This window comes from Jiangella alba (assembly GCF_900106035.1).
Taxonomy (GTDB): domain Bacteria; phylum Actinomycetota; class Actinomycetes; order Jiangellales; family Jiangellaceae; genus Jiangella; species Jiangella alba.
In genome coordinates this window covers 1,439,783-1,455,015 of sequence record NZ_FNUC01000004.1, presented here as the reverse complement: position 1 = coordinate 1,455,015, position 15,233 = coordinate 1,439,783, and the positions used below count along the sequence as shown (strand labels likewise).

The following is a 15,233-nucleotide window of genomic DNA, read 5'->3' as shown; positions in this document are numbered from 1 at the left end:
CCTCCCAGCAGGGACCGGTCCGAGCATCTGCCGCTCGGATCCCATGGGTGTTCCAGTGCCTGAACGAAAACGTTTACGCTCGAAAAATGCAAGAGCCCATCGGCAACTTCGCCGTAACGATTACGTCACGCCGCTCCGGCGGGTGTGAGATGCGGCACGAACAGCTCAGGCGTGCCGGCGTGCGGCGACCACCCGGAACCGCGAGGCCACGAACGCGGCGTCGGTGAGGCTCGCGTTCGCGGCCGGGTTCGCGCCGGTGCCGTGGAAGTCGGAGAACGCGGCCGACTGGTTGACGAAGACTCCGCCGGTGAGGTTGATCGACAGCGGCACGCCGGCCTCGACGGCGGCCTGTTCGGCGGCGTCCAGCACCGCCGGGTCGGTGGAGTAGACCGACGCCGTCATGCCGCCGTGCTCGCGGACGGACGAGGCGAAGCGGTCCAGCGCCTGGGCCGTGGAGTCGGCGGCGATGAGGAACGAGACCGGGCCGAAGCACTCGGCCGAGTAGCGGGCCTCGTCGGCGATGTCGACGGCGACGACGGCGGGCGTGCGCACGGTGGCGCCGGGCCAGGCCGGGTGCTGGATCGTGCGGGCCGTCAGGACGACGCCGGTGTCGCCGGCCGTGGCGTCGACGCGGTCGCGGACGCCGTCGTTGACCACCGCGCCGAGGATCTCGACCGCGCGGGCGTCGTCTCCGAGCAGCTTGTCGATGGCGCCGGCCAGCGCCTGGCCGAACCCGTCGAACGTCACCCTGCCCTGGTCGGTGAGGACGCCGTCGCGCGGGACGAACACGTTCTGCGGCGCCGTGCACATCTGCCCGGTGTAGAGGCTGAGCGAGAACGCGAGGTTGTTCACCAGGCCCTGGAGGTCGTCGGTGGAGTCGACGACGACGGTGTTCAGCCCGGCCTTCTCGGTGAACACAACGGCCTGGCGGGCGTGCTGCTCGAGCCAGTCGCCGAACGCCGTGGAGCCGGTGAAGTCGATGACGCGCACCTCGGGCCGGACGGCGAGCACCGCGGCCAGCCGGTCGGCCGGGTCCTCGGCGGCCAGCGTGACGAGGTCGGGGTCGAAGCCGTACTCCTCGAGCACCTCGCGGATCGTCGCCACGGTGATGGCCAGCGGCAGGACGGCGTTCGGGTGCGGCTTGACGACGACGGCGTTGCCGGTGGCCAGCGACGCGAACAGGCCGGGCCAGGAGTTCCAGGTCGGGAACGTGTTGCAGCCGATGACCAGCGCGACGCCGCGGGGCACCACGTGGAAGGTCTTCGTCATGCGCAGCGGCTCGCCCTTGGCCGGCTTCTCCCACAGCACCTCGCCGGGGATGCGGGCCTGCTCGGCGTGCGCGTACGCCACCGCCTCCAGCGCGCGGTCGAGCGCGTGCGCGCCGCCGGCCTGGAAGGCCATGACGAACGCCTGGCCGGAGGTGTGCATGACCGCCTGGGCCAGCTCGAAGATGCGCGCGTGCAGCCGCGACAGCACCTCGAGGCAGACGGCCGCGCGGCCGTCGGCGCCGGCGTCGCGCCAGGCCGGGATGGCGGCCTGGGCCGCGCCCAGCAGCGTCGAGACCGCGTCGTCGGTGGCCGGCACCCGCGGGTAGCGGACGCCGAGCTCGGGCCCGAACGGGCTGGTCTCGGTGGCGACGGTGCCGTCGGCGCCGGGCGTGCGCAGCGGGAAGTCGGCGCCGAGGTGCGCCTCGTGCGCGGCCTGCCCCTCGGCGGCCGCGGTCTCGCCGTACACTCGCGGACTCGGCGACTCGGGGTAGGCGGAGAAGAACGTCCGCTCGCCGATGGCGGCCTCGGCCCGGCCGAGGAGGTCGCGGTGCCGATCGATCAGACTGCCCAGCGCCATCGCGGGACCTCCACAGCATGTGACAAACTAACGCCCAGTTGGCTCTACTCTGTCACAGCCACCCGCTGCCCGTCCATGAGGGGAGACACTCGAAGCATGGACGCGATCGCTCGTTCGGTACCCGTCGGCGTCGTCGGCGCCGGGACCATGGGCGCCGGCATCGCCCAGGTGGCCGCGGCCGCCGGGCACGAGGTGCGGGTGTACGACGCGGCCAGCGGCGCCGCCGAGGCCGCCGTCGACGCGGTCTTCCAGCGGCTGGCCCGCGCGGTCGACAAGGGCCGGCTGCTCGCCGAGGAGGCCGAGGACGCCGCGAGCCGGCTGCACGCCGTCGCCGCGCTGGACGACCTCGCCGGCTGCGGGCTGGTGATCGAGGCCGTCGTCGAGGATCTCGAGGTCAAACGGGCGCTGTTCGCCGGGCTGGAGGCGGTCTGCGGGCCCGGCACGGTGCTGGCCACGAACACGTCGTCGCTGTCGGTCGACGCGATCGCCGCCGAGCTGGCCCACCCGGGCCGCTTCGCCGGGCTGCACTTCTTCAACCCCGCGCCGCTGCTGCCGCTGGTCGAGGTGGTCAGTGCGGAGCACACCGACGCCGCGGTGGCCGACGTCCTGGTGGCCACCGCGCTGGCCTGGGACAAGACGCCGGTGCGGGCGGCGTCGACGCCCGGCTTCATCGTCAACCGGGTGGCCCGGCCGTTCTACGGCGAGGCGTTCCGGCTGCTGGAGTCCGGCCAGGTCGACGCCGCGACGGTCGACGCGCTGCTGCGCGAGTCCGGCGGCTTCCGGATGGGCCCGTTCGAGCTGGCCGACCTCATCGGCCACGACGTCAACCTCGCGGTCAGCCGGTCGGTATGGGAGGCGTTCGGCCGCGACCCGCGCTTCACGCCGTCGGTGCTGCAGGAGCGGCTGGTCGCCGACGGGCGGCTGGGCCGCAAGACCGGCGGCGGCATCTACCCCGCCGACGAGCTCCGCCCGGAGCCGTCGACGGCCGACCCCGTCACCGTCGCACCGGCCGCGTGGGCCGGTGCCTGTGGGTTCGACCCGTCCGCGCCGGGATGGCAGCTCGGCACCGGCGAGGTCTCGCTGCGGCTCACCGACGGACGCACCGCGGCGCAGCACACCGGCGGTGGACCGCAGACGGTCGTGCTGGTCGACCTGGCGCTGGACGCCGGCGCGACGCGGGTCGGCGTCGCAGCGCCGGAGCACGCGCCGAAGGAGCACGTCGAGGCCGCCGTCGGCTACCTGCAGGGCCTCGGCTACGCCGTCACCGTGCTGCCGGACACCCCCGGCCTGGTGGTGGCCCGGACGGTGGCGACACTGGCCGCGGCGGCCGCCGACGCCGTCGACTCGGGCGTCGCCACGGCCGAGGACGTCGACACCGCGATGCGGCTGGGCGTGAACTACCCGCGCGGGCCGTACGAGTGGGGCGCCGCGCTGGGCTGGCAGTGGGTCGCCGGCGTCCTGGACGCACTGGCCGCCGCCGAGGACCCCGGCCGCTACCGGGTCTCCCGGCAGCTGCGCGGCCGCACGTCCGCCGAGGACGGCGCCGAGGACGACGGCGCCGAGCCGGCACGGCGATCCGCCGACGCGATGTGGGCGGCCGACGCCGCCTCGCAGGCGCTGGGCATGACGGTCGAGCAGGTCTCACTCGGCAACGCCGTGGTGCGCATGCAGGTCCGGCCGGACATGGTCAACGGGCACGGAGTCTGCCACGGCGGCCTGATCTTCGCCCTCGCCGACAGCGCGTTCGCCGTCGCCTGCAACACGCACAACCGACGGACCGTCGCGCAGGGCGGCGACATCACGTTCCTCGCGCCCGCCCGCGAGGGCGACGACCTGCTGGCCGTCGCGAACGAGCGTTATCGGTCCGGGCGGACCGGCATCTGCGACGTCACCGTGTACCGCGACGGCGAGACCATCGCCGAGTTCCGCGGCAGGTCCCGCGAGATCCCCGGCACGCTGGTGCCGGGCGAGGAGGACACATGAGCGAGGCGTTCCTGGTCGACGGCGTGCGCACGCCCATCGGCCGGTACGGCGGCGCGCTGGCGTCCGTGCGCCCCGACGACCTCGCGGCGCACGTGCTGCGCGAGCTGCTGGCCCGGCACCCCGGGGTGCCGGCCGACGCCGTCGACGAGGTCGTGCTGGGCTGCGCCAACCAGGCCGGCGAGGACAACCGCAACGTCGCCCGCATGGCCGTCCTGCTGGCCGGCTACCCGGCGACGGTGCCGGGTGTCACGGTGAACCGGCTGTGCGGCTCCGGGCTGGACGCGCTCGCCTCGGCCGCCCGCGCCGTGCGCACCGGCGAGGCGGACGTCGTCGTGGCCGGCGGGGTCGAGTCGATGTCGCGGGCGCCGTTCGTGCTGCCGAAGGCGCAGGCCGCGTTCGACCGCGGCAACGCGCAGGTCTACGACTCCACCATCGGCTGGCGGTTCGTCAACGCGGCGCTGGAGGCGGCGTACGGCACCGACTCCATGCCGGAGACGGCCGAGAACGTCGCCGCCGAGCACGGCGTCAGCCGCGCCGACCAGGACGCGTTCGCGCTGCGCAGCCAGCAGCGCACGGCCGACCGGCGCAAGGAGCAGGCCGCGGAGATCGCGCCCGTCGCCGTGCCGCAGCGGCGGGGCGATCCGGTCGTCGTCGACACCGACGAGCACCCGCGCGAGACCTCGCCGGAGGCGCTGGCCCGGCTGCGGCCGGTCGTGCGGCCCGACGGCACCGTCACCGCCGGCAACGCGTCGGGCGTCAACGACGGCGCCGCCGCCCTGCTGGTCATGAGCGCGGCCGCGGTCGAGCGCTACGGCGTCGAGCCGCTGGCCCGCGTCACCGGCGCGGCGACGGCCGGGGTCGAGCCGCGGGTCATGGGGCTCGGCCCGGTCCCGGCGACCCGCAAGCTGCTCACCCGCGCCGGGGTCGCGCTCACCGACGTCGGCAACGTCGAGCTGAACGAGGCGTTCGCCGCGCAGGCGCTGGCCTGCCTGCGCCAGCTCGGCCTGCCCGACGACGCCGAGCACGTGAACCCGAACGGCGGCGCCATCGCGCTCGGCCACCCGCTCGGCATGAGCGGCGCGCGCCTGGCGCTGTCCGCGGCGCTGGAGCTGCGGCGGCGCGAGTCGCGGCACGCGCTGGCGACGATGTGCATCGGGGTGGGCCAGGGGATCGCCGTGCTGCTCTCGCGCCCCTGAGCAGAGGGGTCGGCTGCCTTTGCAATGAGCACCCATACGCACCGGTGCGCATAGGTGCTCATTGCAAACGGCTCAGGACCAGACCAGGGCGTTGCCGGGGTCTTCCAGCAGCGCCGCGAGGTCGGCCAGGAACCGCGAGCCCTGCTCGCCGTCGACCAGCCGGTGGTCGAACGAGAGCGCGAGCGTGGTGACCCAGCGCGGCTTCACCGTGCCCTTGTGCACCCACGGCTGCTTGCGCACCGCGCCGAACGCGACGATGGCCGCCTCGCCGGGCGGCAGGATCGGCGTGCCGGTGTCGACGCCGAACACGCCGACGTTGGTGATGGAGATGGTGCCGCCGAGCATGTCGGCGGGCGGTGTCTTCCCCTCGCGCGCCGTGGCGGCGAGCTGGTTGATCGCCACCGCCAGCTCACGCAGCGGCAGGCGGTCGGCGTCCTTGACGTTCGGCACGACCAGCCCGCGCGGCGTGGCCGCGGCGATGCCGAGGTTCACGTAACGCTGCATGACGATCTCGCCGGCGGCGTCGTCCCAGCGGGCGTTGACGTCAGGGGTGCGGCGGGCCGCGATGCAGACCGCCTTCGCCAGCACTGCCAGCGGCGACAGCTTGACGTCGCGGAACTCGCGGGCGCCGCGCAGCCGCTCGACCAGCTTCATGGTGCGGGTGACGTCGACGGTGACGAACTCGGTGACGTGCGGCGCGGTGAACGCCGACGTGGTGACCGCCTGCGCCGTGGCCTTGCGGACCGAGCGGATGGCGACCCGCTCCTGCCGGGGCAGGCCGTCCCAGCCGGTGCCGGTGGGCGCGACGGCCGGGGTGGCGGCCGGCGCGGGCACGGCGGCCGCGGTCTGGACGTCGTCGCGGGTGATGCTGCCGTTGGGGCCGGTCGGGACGACGGCGGCGAGGTCGACGCCGAGGTCCTTGGCCAGCTTGCGCACGGGTGGCTTGGCCAGCACGGACACCCGGCCGCCGGTAGGCTCGGCAGGCGTGGCGATGGCGCCCGACGGCACCTTGCGCGGCCGCCGCGCCGCCGTCGTCGACCGCGGGCCGTACCCGACCAGCACCGCCTGCCGCTCCTCCGCGGGCTCGGCGGGCGCCGTCGCCTCGGCCGGTGCCGGCGCCGGTGCCGGGGCCGCGCCCGAGCCCGTCCGGACCGCGATGATCGGGGTGCCGACGTCGACCGTCTGGCCCTCGTCGACCAGCAGGGTCTCGACCACGCCGGCGAACGGGCAGGGCAGCTCGACCAGCGACTTGGCGGTCTCGATCTCGACGATGACGTCGTTGACCTTCACCTCGTCGCCCGGCTTGACCTTCCAGGACACGATCTCCGCCTCGGTCAGCCCTTCGCCGACGTCGGGGAGGTTGAACTGCGACACACTCATGCAGACCCTCCTCAGTAGGCGAACGTGCGGTCGACGGCGTCGAGCACGCGGTCGAGGTCGGGCAGGTACTCTTCCTCGACCCGCGCCGGCGGGTACGGGGTGTCGTAGCCGGTGACGCGCTGGACCGGCGCCTCCAGCGAGTAGAAGCACTCCTCGGTGACCCGCGCGGCCACCTCGGCGCCGACACCGAGGGTGCGCTGCGCCTCGTGCACGACGACCAGCCGGCCGGTGCGCCGGACGGAGTCGTACACCGCGCGGAGGTCCAGGGGCGACAGCGTGCGCAGGTCGATGACCTCGAGCGACCGGCCGTCGGCGGCGGCCGCCGTGGCGGCGTCGAGGCAGGTCTTCACGGTGGGGCCGTACGCCACCACCGTGGCGTCGGTGCCGGGCAGCGCCACCCGCGCGGACTCGAGCGGGAGGTCGGGCTCGCCGTCGAGGTCGACCTCGCCCTTCGTGTAGTAGCGGCCCTTGGGCTCGAAGAACACGACCGGGTCGTCCAGCTCGATGGCCTGCTGGATCATCCAGTACGCGTCGAGCGGGTTGGAGCAGGTGACCACCTTGAGGCCCGGCGTGTGCGCGAAGTACGCCTCGGGGCTCTCACTGTGATGTTCGACGGCGCCGATGGCGCCGCCGAACGGGATGCGGATGACGATGGGCAGCCGCAGCCGGCCGCCGGAGCGGTAGTGCATCTTCGCGACCTGGTTGACGATCTGGTCGTAGCCCGGGAACACGAAGCCGTCGAACTGGATCTCGCACACCGGCCGGTAGCCGCGCAGCGCCAGCCCGACCGCGGTGCCGATGATGCCGGACTCGGCCAGCGGGGTGTCGATGACGCGGTCTTCGCCGAAGTCCTTCTGCAGGCCGTCGGTGACCCGGAAGACGCCGCCGAGCTTGCCGACGTCCTCGCCCATGACGAGGACCTTGGCGTCGTTCTCCATCGACCGCCGCAGGCCGGCGTTGACCGCCTTGATGATGTTGAGGCTCGTCATCGGGCCACCTCCTCGGCGAAGCTGTCGAGGTACGTCGCCATGGCCTCACGCTGCTCGACGAGGTGCGGCGTGGGCTCGACGTAGACGTGGTCGAAGATCGACGTCGGCGTGGGGTCGGGCAGCGCCCGGCAGGCGGCCCGCAGGTGCACGGCCAGTTCCTCGGCCTCTTCGTCGACGCCGTCGAAGAACGCTTGGTCGGCGAGGTCGCCGCGGACCATGTACGCCTTCACCCGCTCGATCGGGTCCTTGAGCTTCCAGTGCTCGAGCTCGGCGTTGAGGCGGTAGCGGGTGGGGTCGTCGGTGGTCGTGTGGGCGCCCATGCGGTACGTGAACGCCTCGACCAGCGTGGGGCCCTCGCCGTCGCGGGCCCGTTGCAGCGCCTCGCGGGTGACGGCCAGGCAGGCGAGGACGTCGTTGCCGTCGACGCGGACGCCGGGGAAGCCGAACCCGGCGGCGCGGCGGTACAGCGGCACCCGGGTCTGGCGCTCCAGCGGCTCGGAGATGGCCCACTGGTTGTTCTGGCAGAAGAACACCACCGGGGCGTTGGTGACGCTGGCCCAGATGAACGCCTCGTTGACGTCGCCCTGGCTGGTGGCGCCGTCGCCGAAGTAGGCGATGACGGCGGCGTCGCGGCCGGGGTCGCCGGTGCCGATGGCGCCGTCACGCTGGATGCCCATGGCGTAGCCGGTGGCGTGCAGCGTCTGGGCGCCGATGACGATGGTGTAGAGGTGGAAGTTCGACTCGACGGTGTCCCAGCCACCTTGGTCGACGCCGCGGAACAGCGCCAGCAGGTGCAGGGGGTCGACGCCGCGGCACAGCGCGACCGCGTGCTCGCGGTACGTCGGGAAGACGTGGTCCTGGCCGCGCAGCGCTCGGGCCGACCCGACCTGGGCGGCCTCCTGGCCCAGCAGGCTGGCCCACAGGCCCAGCTCGCCCTGCCGCTGCAGCGCGACGGCCTCGCCGTCGACGCGGCGGCCCAGCACGAGGTCGCGGTACATCGACCGGACGTCGTCGCCGGTGACGTCGGCGATGAGAGCGTCGTAGCGCTCGTGTGGCACCCGCTGACCCTCGGGGGTGAGCAGCTGGACGAGCTCGGGTTCGGGCGGTGTCGCCCCGGCCGCCGTCTCGACAGTCATGTGTCTCCTTCACGTCGTCGGCTCCGCAGGATTGCCGCGGGAGCCTGCTCCTCGTGACCACCGGCGGCGGGGTGGGGACTACGGGTGGGTCCTCGCCCTCGCCGCGGTGCATGACCGTGACCGGAGTCACGACCTCCTACCGCCACGGTACCCAGATCCGGGGTCGGACGGGTGCATCGAGGCGGCAGGTGAGGCTCCATCCTGCAGCACCTGGTGTCAGCCTGCCCGCTCGGGATCGTCCGCAGGCTCGTCGTTCCGGACAAACTTCCTCGCCGGGACCCTGCACTGTCCGCACAAGTCCTCCGTCGTCCTCGTAACCGCGGCCGCAGGGCCTGGGACGACGCGAAGCCGCGCGGTGCGCCCGTGAGGACGCGCCGCGCGGCTTCGGATGTGGCGTGCGTTACTCCGCGGCCCCGGCGAACCGGCGACGCAGCAGGAACGCGGCGCCCGCGACCAGGCCCAGGCCGACCGCCAGCAGCAGCGTCGGGGAGGCACCGGTGTCCGGCAGGTCCTCGTCCGGCGTCTCGCTCGGGGTCGGGGTCTGGCTCGGCGTCTCCGACGGGGTCTCGGACGGCGTCTCGCTCGGCGTCTCCGACGGGGTCTCGGACGGCGTCTCGCTCGGCGTCTCCGACGGGGTCTCCGACGGCGTGGGCGTCGGCGTCGGCGTCTCGGCGGCGGTCCAGTCGACCGTGCCCTCGACGTCCAGCTCGGTCTTCTCCGACTGCGCCAGGATCAGCGACTGGGTGCGGATCTCGTCGGTGTCACTGACGAACAGCCGGCCGATGTTGAGGTTCGCCTCGGCGTGCAGCCGGACGGTGCCGTCGCCGGCCTCCGCGTCGGCCGGCACCTCGACGCCGAAGGTGGCGCCGTCGGCCAGCTGGTCGCCCAGCGGCGCGCCGTCGGCGTCGACCAGCTCGACGCCCTCGGGCAGCTCGGCCGTGACGTCGACGGTCTCGGCGTTGGTGCTGACGGTGAACGAGCCGATGGTGGTGCCGGCCTCACCGGACAGCGCCGACGGGTCCAGCGACAGCGCGGGCGTCGGCAGCTCGCCGATGCCGGTGTTCTCGTCGCCGGTCAGGTACTCGAACAGGGCCCGCACGTCGGCGTCGACGTCGTCACCCTCGGGGGTGAAGTCGTCGAGCTTCGGCTGCAGGGCGTCGCTGAACGACCAGACGGCGGCCTGCGTGGCGGTGATGGCTTCGCGCTCGGAGAGTCCGTCGTTGAACGCCACGACGCCGTCCAGGGCGGACTCGATCTCGGCCACCGGCACCACCGGGTAGGAGTTCTGCAGCACCCAGAGGATGCGGTCGGCGTTGTCCGTGAACGGGGCCTCCGGGACCGGGTAGGAGTCCCAGGGCACCTCGACCATGTTCAGTTCGGGATCGTCGTTGATGGGGACGTTGACCTCGACACAGTAGGTCTTCAGCTGCGCGCCGTCGTCGGCCTGCAGGCCGAGCAGGATGGCCTGGACCGAGCCGCCGCCGTGGTTGACGCGGTAGCCCGCGACATTGCCGTCCGGGTGGATGATCGCCCGGGCCTCGGCGTCGGCCGTTTCGAAGTCGGCAGCCGTTGCGGATGTCGGAAGCAGAACGACCGCGCCCAGCGCGGCCGCGACGCCGGCGCCTGCGGCGCGCCGGCGGGAATGGGTGGACAAGAGTTCTCCTTCGTGAATGTACGCACTCCCCCGAGAACCGCCGCAGGCTATCGGATAACGGAACGAACCGAAAGAACACCCCGCAAGATGGACATGCACGGCGCAGTGCCGAGTGGCACTGTCGGTGTCGCGCGGAGTCGCATAGGGTCTTGACCCGTGCCTGACTTCGACGAAGCGTCGGCCACGCGCCGGGTGTCGCCCGGTCGCCACCACGTCGACATCGACGGGACGTGGTCGGTGGGCGACGTGCCGAACGGCGGCTACCTGCTGGCCCTGGTCCTGCGCGCCGTGCTGGCCGAGTCGGCGCACCCGCACCCGGTCAGCACCAACGCGCACTTCGTGGCCCCGCCCAGCGGCGGCCCGGCCCAGGTGCACGTCGACGTCGTGCGCACCGGGCGGACCATCGAGACGCTGCGCGCCACGCTGGTCCAGGACGACGAAGCGCGGGTCGAGGCCACGGTCACCACCAGCGCGCTGTCCCGCACGTCGCCGGTCGAGTGGGTCGGCCCGCCGCCGGAGCCGGTGGCGCCGGTCGACGAATGCATCCCGGCGGTCGTCGACCTCCCCGACGGCACCCACGTCGGCCTGCTCGAACACGTCGACCTGCGGCTGGACCCACAGACCCTGGGCTGGTTCTCCGGCCGTCCGGCCGGGCAGCTGTCCATGCGCGGGCACGTCCGCCTGGCCGACGGCACCCAGCCCGATCCGGTGGTGCTGGCGCTCGCGGTCGACTCCCTGCCGCCGACGGTGTTCGGCCTGGGCCGCCTCGGCTGGGCGCCCACCGTCCAGCTGACCCTCCTGACCCGCAGCCTTCCGGCGCCGGGCTGGCTGACGGTGCACCTGCGCGGCCGGCTGGTCCGCGACGGCTGGTTCGACGAGGAGGCCGAGGTGTACGACGCCGACGGCGCCCTGGTCGCGCAGTCGCGGCAGCTGGCCCGTATCCGGGTGACCTAGGGGGTGTCTGACGGATCTTCGGCGGCGCGGATCGACGCCCAGACGCCGACCAGCGGCGTTGTCGTCGTCGCTCGATGGCACCGCATCGACCTCCTCCTCCGCCTTGCTGGACCGACGACTGGACGCCGCCCGCATCCACCAATATCCGTCAGACACCCCCTAGCCCGTCCATGACGGCCCCCGACGCCCGGCTGCGCCGCGCCCGGTGGGTGGTGCTGCTCTTCGCGCTGGTCGCGACAGTGTCGACGGCGCTCACCGGCGGCCTCATCGGGATCTTCGGCGAGGACGACGCCCGCGTGGCCGCGCTGGGCGCGCTCGGCGTCGCGCTGTTCTGCACGACCCAGGCCGGCGCGGTCTACGCGGTGCTCACGCCGTGGGCGACGGAGACGACGCGGCACCGCTGGCTGGTCGCGTTCCTGGTCGCCGCGGCGGTGTCGGTGCCGCTGGCCGGCCCGCTCGACGCGGACGACTGGCAGACGTGGGCGTGGCTGGGCGGTCCGCTGGCCGGGTCGGCGCCGCTGCTGCTCGGCCGGGTCGCCGGCACGGCGCTGGCCACCGGCGCCCTCGGGGTCTCCGCCCTGGTGGGCTGGTGGACCGGCGCCTCGGTGCCGATGTACGTCGGGCTCACGCTGATCAACGCGGTCATGGTGGCGGCGCTGTGCGGCGTGCCGATGTGGCTGTGGGACCTGCTGGTCGAGGCCCGCGAGGGCCGCCTGGCGCAGGCCCGGCTGGCCGCCACCGAGGAGCGGCTGCGGTTCGCCCGCGACGTGCACGACCTGCTCGGGCACACGCTCTCGGTCATCGCGCTGAAGACGGAACTGGCGGCCCGGCTGGCCACGACCGACGGCGAGCGCGCCGGGCGCGAGGCGGAGGAGGCGCGATCGCTGGCGGCGTCGGCGCTGACCGAGATGCGCCAGGTGGTGCACGGCTACCGCGCGGTCGACCTCGACGGCCAGCTGGACGCGATCCGGCGGGTGCTGGAGTCCTCCGGGGTCCGGTGCACCGTCACCGGCCCGGAGCAGCCGCTGACCGAGCCGGTGAGCACGCTGCTGATCCCGGTGCTGCGCGAGGCGAGTACCAACGTCCTGCGACACAGCCGGGCCCGATGGTGCACGATCGACATCTGCCGTGGCGGCGAGGAGGTGCGCATGACGGTGGTCAACGACGGCGCGACGGGCGACGGCCCCGACGCACACAGCTCCGGGCTGCGCGGGCTGGCCGACCGGCTGGCCGAGGCCGGTGGCACGCTGCGCTCCAGCCGGTCCGGCGACGTGTTCACGCTCGTGGTGGCGGTGCGGCCGTGATCCGGGTGCTGCTGGCCGACGACGAGGAGCTGATCCGCACCGCCGTCGCCGCCCTGCTCGGCCTCGAGCCCGACCTCGAGGTGGTCGCGCAGGCGCCGGACGGCCGGGCCGCCGTCGACGCCGCGCTGGCGCACCGTCCCGACGTCGTCGTCGCCGACCTGGAGATGCCGCGGCTGTCCGGCATGGAGGTGGCGGCCGAGCTGGCCACCGCGCTGCCGTCCTGCGCCGTCGTCATCCTCACCGGTCACGGGCGGCCGCCGCATCTGCAGCGGGCCCTGACGGCCGGAGCGAAGGGCTTCCTCCCCAAGGGGTCGCCGGGCGGCACGCTGGCCGACGTCATCCGCCGCGTCCACGGCGGCGAACGCTACGTCGACCCCGCCCTGGCCGCCGACGCGCTGACCGCGCCGGCCAACCCGCTGACGCCGCGCGAGCTGGAGGTGCTCCGGCTGGCCGGCTACGACACCCCGGTCGCCGTCATCGCCCGGCGCACCCACCTGTCCCCCGGCACCGTCCGCAACTACGTGGCCGCCGCGGTCGCGAAGCTGGGCGCGTCGAGCCGGGCCGAGGCCGTGCGCATCGCCGACGAGAACGGCTGGCTCTGAGCCTGGTCCCCGTCACGACGCGAGCAGCGCACGGCACGAGGCGCTGGCCGCGCGCAGCGGCCGGACGACGAGGAGCACGAGCGCACGTGGGTTGTCGTCGCCGGCGATGCGGTTGGCACTGAGCTCGCCGCAGGCCAGGCACCGGTGGATGAGCAGCCACTCGCCGTCCGCTCGCGCCGACACCGACAACGCCTCCATGCGGCCCCGGCAGCCGGCCGCCCGGTCGCCCGGGACACGGGCGTCGACGTGCAGGCTGACCAGGCAGTGGGGGCAGTGGTTGCGGTGCCCGGTCCCCGGCGCGTCGGCCGACACGTCGAGGCGGCAGCCGGCGCACCGGAAGTCGCGCGTGCGGTGCTCGTGCAGCACGTCCTTGTGGCGTTGCGGGCGCCGGCGTCGAGCCGGCCCGCTGGTGCGGCGCGGCATCTCACAGGCTCCCGAACGCTTCGAGCGGGAACGGCGGCTGGGCGAGCGGGCGAACGGCCATGCGCATGAGGACCAGCTGGTTGTCGTCCGCACCGACCGGCTCGGTGGTGAGCTCGTCGCAGCGGACGCAGCGGTGGATGACCATCCAGTCGCCGGTGGGCAGCACGGCGATGGCGATCGGCGTCATCCGGCCGTGACAGTCCGTGGCGTGACGTGCGTGCAGACAGGACGGGCAGTGCCCGCGCGGCGCGCCGGCGGGAGTGGCCGCGGACACGGTGAGTCCGCACCACCCGCAGGTGAAGGGGTCCAAGGTGATGCTCCTTGCTGAGAGTCAGGCATGACAGCAAGAGCAGGCCGAAACGGCCTCGACGGCTACGAGGTGCGGCGAGGCGCGCTCGGCGCGGGCCGGGACATCAAGACACCCTCTCAGCGGCACGGATCCCCAGGAACGAGACTCAGCGTAGGGGCGCGCGGGCCGCGGCCGCCACGGGTTTTCCGCGCGCCTACCCCAGGACGGTCAGGGTCAGCAGCGCGACGTTGAGGGCGACCACGACGACGGCGACCCCGACGGCGAGGACGGTCGTCAGGCGCGAGTTGGCCCAGCGGCCCATGACCGACGACTTCGCGGTGACGGCGACCAGCGGGATGATCGCGAACGGGATGCCGAACGACAGCACCACCTGCGAGAGCACCAGCAGCCACGTCGGCTCGGCTCCGGTGGTCAGGATCAGCACCGCCGGCAGCAGCGTCACCAGCCGCCGGGCCAGCAGCGGGATGCGCCGCAGCAGCAGGCCCTCCATGATCACCGCGCCGGCGTAGCACCCCACGGACGTCGACGCGAGGCCGGACACCAGCAGCCCGACCGCGAACAGCGCGCCGATGGCCGTCCCGAGGCCGGACTCGACGGCGGCGTGCGCCCCCGCGATGGTGTCGGTGCCGTCGACGCCGCGCAACGAGGCCGCCGCGACCAGCAGCAGCGCGATGTTCACACTGCCCGCCACCACCATCGCGAGGCCGACGTCGACCCGGGTGGCCGACAGCAGCCGGCCGACCAGCCCGGGCTCGGGCGTGGCGCCGAACCGGTCGCGGGCCAGCGCCGAGTGCAGGTAGACGACGTGCGGCATGACGGTCGCGCCGAACATGCCGGCCGCCAGCAGCACCGTCTCGGTGCCCTCGAACCGCGGGGCCAGCCCGGACACGATGCCCGACGCCGACGGCGGCTGCACGAACAGCCCGGCCACGAACCCGGCCGCGATGACCAGCAGCGCCGTCGTGACGACCCGCTCGAACGCGCGCTGGCCGCGGCCGTTCTGCACCGTCAGCAGCGCCATCGACGCGACGCCGGTGATCAGGCCACCGAGCCACAGCGGCAGGCCGAACAGCAGGTTCAGCGCGATGGCGCCACCGACCACCTCGGCGATGTCGGTGGCCATCGCGACCACCTCGGCCTGCAGCCAGTACGCCAGCCGGCCGCCGCGCGGCATCCGGTCGCGCAGCACCTCGGGCAGCGACGACCCGGTGACGACGCCCAGCTTCGCCGACAGGTACTGCACCAGCCCGGCCATCGCGGTGGCCAGCACCAGCACCCACACCAGCAGGTATCCGTAGCCGGAGCCGGCCGACAGGTTGGTCGCGACGTTGCCCGGGTCGACGTAGGCGACCGCCGCCACGAACGCGGGACCGAGCAGGCCCAGTCCCGCGCCCGGCAGCGGCGGCAGCGGTGCGCCGTCGCGGCCGGGCCGTCGGCGGCGCACCCGTACGTACATG

The 15,233-nt window shown here is 73.9% G+C and carries 13 protein-coding genes; 5 read left to right on the top strand and 8 right to left on the bottom strand.

Features of this window, described 5'->3' with window-relative positions:
• Positions 1-165 precede the first annotated feature (165 nt).
• Positions 166-1,845 carry a phenylacetic acid degradation protein PaaN gene (gene paaN / locus BLV02_RS24565; protein ID WP_069109183.1) on the bottom strand — a complete coding sequence of 560 codons (1,680 nt, stop codon included), beginning with the start codon at positions 1,843-1,845 and terminating at the stop codon, positions 166-168.
• Between the two features lie 96 nt (positions 1,846-1,941).
• Between paaN and paaI the strand changes: the two genes are divergently transcribed.
• The gene (paaI, locus tag BLV02_RS24560; protein ID WP_069109184.1) at positions 1,942-3,828 is read left to right on the top strand and encodes a hydroxyphenylacetyl-CoA thioesterase PaaI; all 1,887 of its coding nucleotides are present in this window, start codon (positions 1,942-1,944) and stop codon (positions 3,826-3,828) included.
• A complete protein-coding gene (gene pcaF / locus BLV02_RS24555; RefSeq protein ID WP_069109185.1) occupies positions 3,825-5,024 on the top strand; it encodes a 3-oxoadipyl-CoA thiolase in 1,200 nt (399 codons plus the stop codon). Before paaI ends, pcaF begins: the two co-directional genes overlap by 4 nt.
• Before the next feature lie 72 nt (positions 5,025-5,096).
• On the opposite strand, the gene BLV02_RS24550 is transcribed toward pcaF, so the two are convergent.
• The 4 genes from BLV02_RS24550 to BLV02_RS24535 all read right to left on the bottom strand — a co-directional run bounded on the left by BLV02_RS24550 (position 5,097) and on the right by BLV02_RS24535 (position 10,183).
• Positions 5,097-6,404, bottom strand: a complete 1,308-nt coding sequence (locus BLV02_RS24550) for a dihydrolipoamide acetyltransferase family protein (RefSeq protein WP_069109186.1) — start codon at positions 6,402-6,404, stop codon at positions 5,097-5,099.
• A gap of 11 nt (positions 6,405-6,415) precedes the next feature.
• The gene (locus tag BLV02_RS24545) at positions 6,416-7,393 is read right to left on the bottom strand and encodes an alpha-ketoacid dehydrogenase subunit beta (RefSeq protein ID WP_069109187.1); all 978 of its coding nucleotides are present in this window, start codon (positions 7,391-7,393) and stop codon (positions 6,416-6,418) included.
• Positions 7,390-8,529 (bottom strand): pyruvate dehydrogenase (acetyl-transferring) E1 component subunit alpha, encoded by a 1,140-nt coding sequence (pdhA, locus tag BLV02_RS24540; RefSeq protein WP_069109188.1) that lies wholly within the window; start codon positions 8,527-8,529, stop codon positions 7,390-7,392. Before pdhA ends, BLV02_RS24545 begins: the two co-directional genes overlap by 4 nt.
• 400 nt (positions 8,530-8,929) lie before the next feature.
• Complete coding sequence (locus BLV02_RS24535) at positions 8,930-10,183, bottom strand: thioester domain-containing protein (RefSeq protein ID WP_074946646.1); 1,254 nt, start codon at positions 10,181-10,183, stop codon at positions 8,930-8,932.
• A gap of 156 nt (positions 10,184-10,339) precedes the next feature.
• On the opposite strand from BLV02_RS24535, the gene BLV02_RS24530 reads away from it, so the two are divergent.
• The 3 genes from BLV02_RS24530 (at position 10,340) to BLV02_RS24520 (ending at position 13,043) form a co-directional block, all read left to right on the top strand.
• Complete coding sequence (locus BLV02_RS24530; protein WP_069109189.1) at positions 10,340-11,137, top strand: thioesterase family protein; 798 nt, start codon at positions 10,340-10,342, stop codon at positions 11,135-11,137.
• A 170-nt stretch (positions 11,138-11,307) separates the two neighbouring features.
• On the top strand, positions 11,308-12,441 hold the full coding sequence (locus BLV02_RS24525) for a sensor histidine kinase (protein WP_069109190.1): 1,134 nt from the start codon (positions 11,308-11,310) through the stop codon (positions 12,439-12,441).
• Positions 12,438-13,043, top strand: a complete 606-nt coding sequence (locus BLV02_RS24520) for a response regulator transcription factor (RefSeq protein ID WP_069109191.1) — start codon at positions 12,438-12,440, stop codon at positions 13,041-13,043. Before BLV02_RS24525 ends, BLV02_RS24520 begins: the two co-directional genes overlap by 4 nt.
• A gap of 12 nt (positions 13,044-13,055) precedes the next feature.
• Here the strand turns inward: BLV02_RS24520 and BLV02_RS24515 are convergent, their stop codons facing one another.
• The 3 genes from BLV02_RS24515 to BLV02_RS24505 all read right to left on the bottom strand — a co-directional run bounded on the left by BLV02_RS24515 (position 13,056) and on the right by BLV02_RS24505 (position 15,232).
• Entirely contained in the window at positions 13,056-13,466 is a 411-nt protein-coding gene (locus BLV02_RS24515) for an RNHCP domain-containing protein (protein WP_069109192.1), read from the bottom strand.
• A 1-nt stretch (position 13,467) separates the two neighbouring features.
• Positions 13,468-13,782 carry an RNHCP domain-containing protein gene (locus BLV02_RS24510; RefSeq protein WP_069109193.1) on the bottom strand — a complete coding sequence of 105 codons (315 nt, stop codon included), beginning with the start codon at positions 13,780-13,782 and terminating at the stop codon, positions 13,468-13,470.
• A gap of 187 nt (positions 13,783-13,969) precedes the next feature.
• Positions 13,970-15,232, bottom strand: coding sequence for an Nramp family divalent metal transporter (locus tag BLV02_RS24505; protein WP_083412401.1), 1,263 nt, complete (start codon positions 15,230-15,232; stop codon positions 13,970-13,972).
• Position 15,233 lies beyond the last annotated feature (1 nt).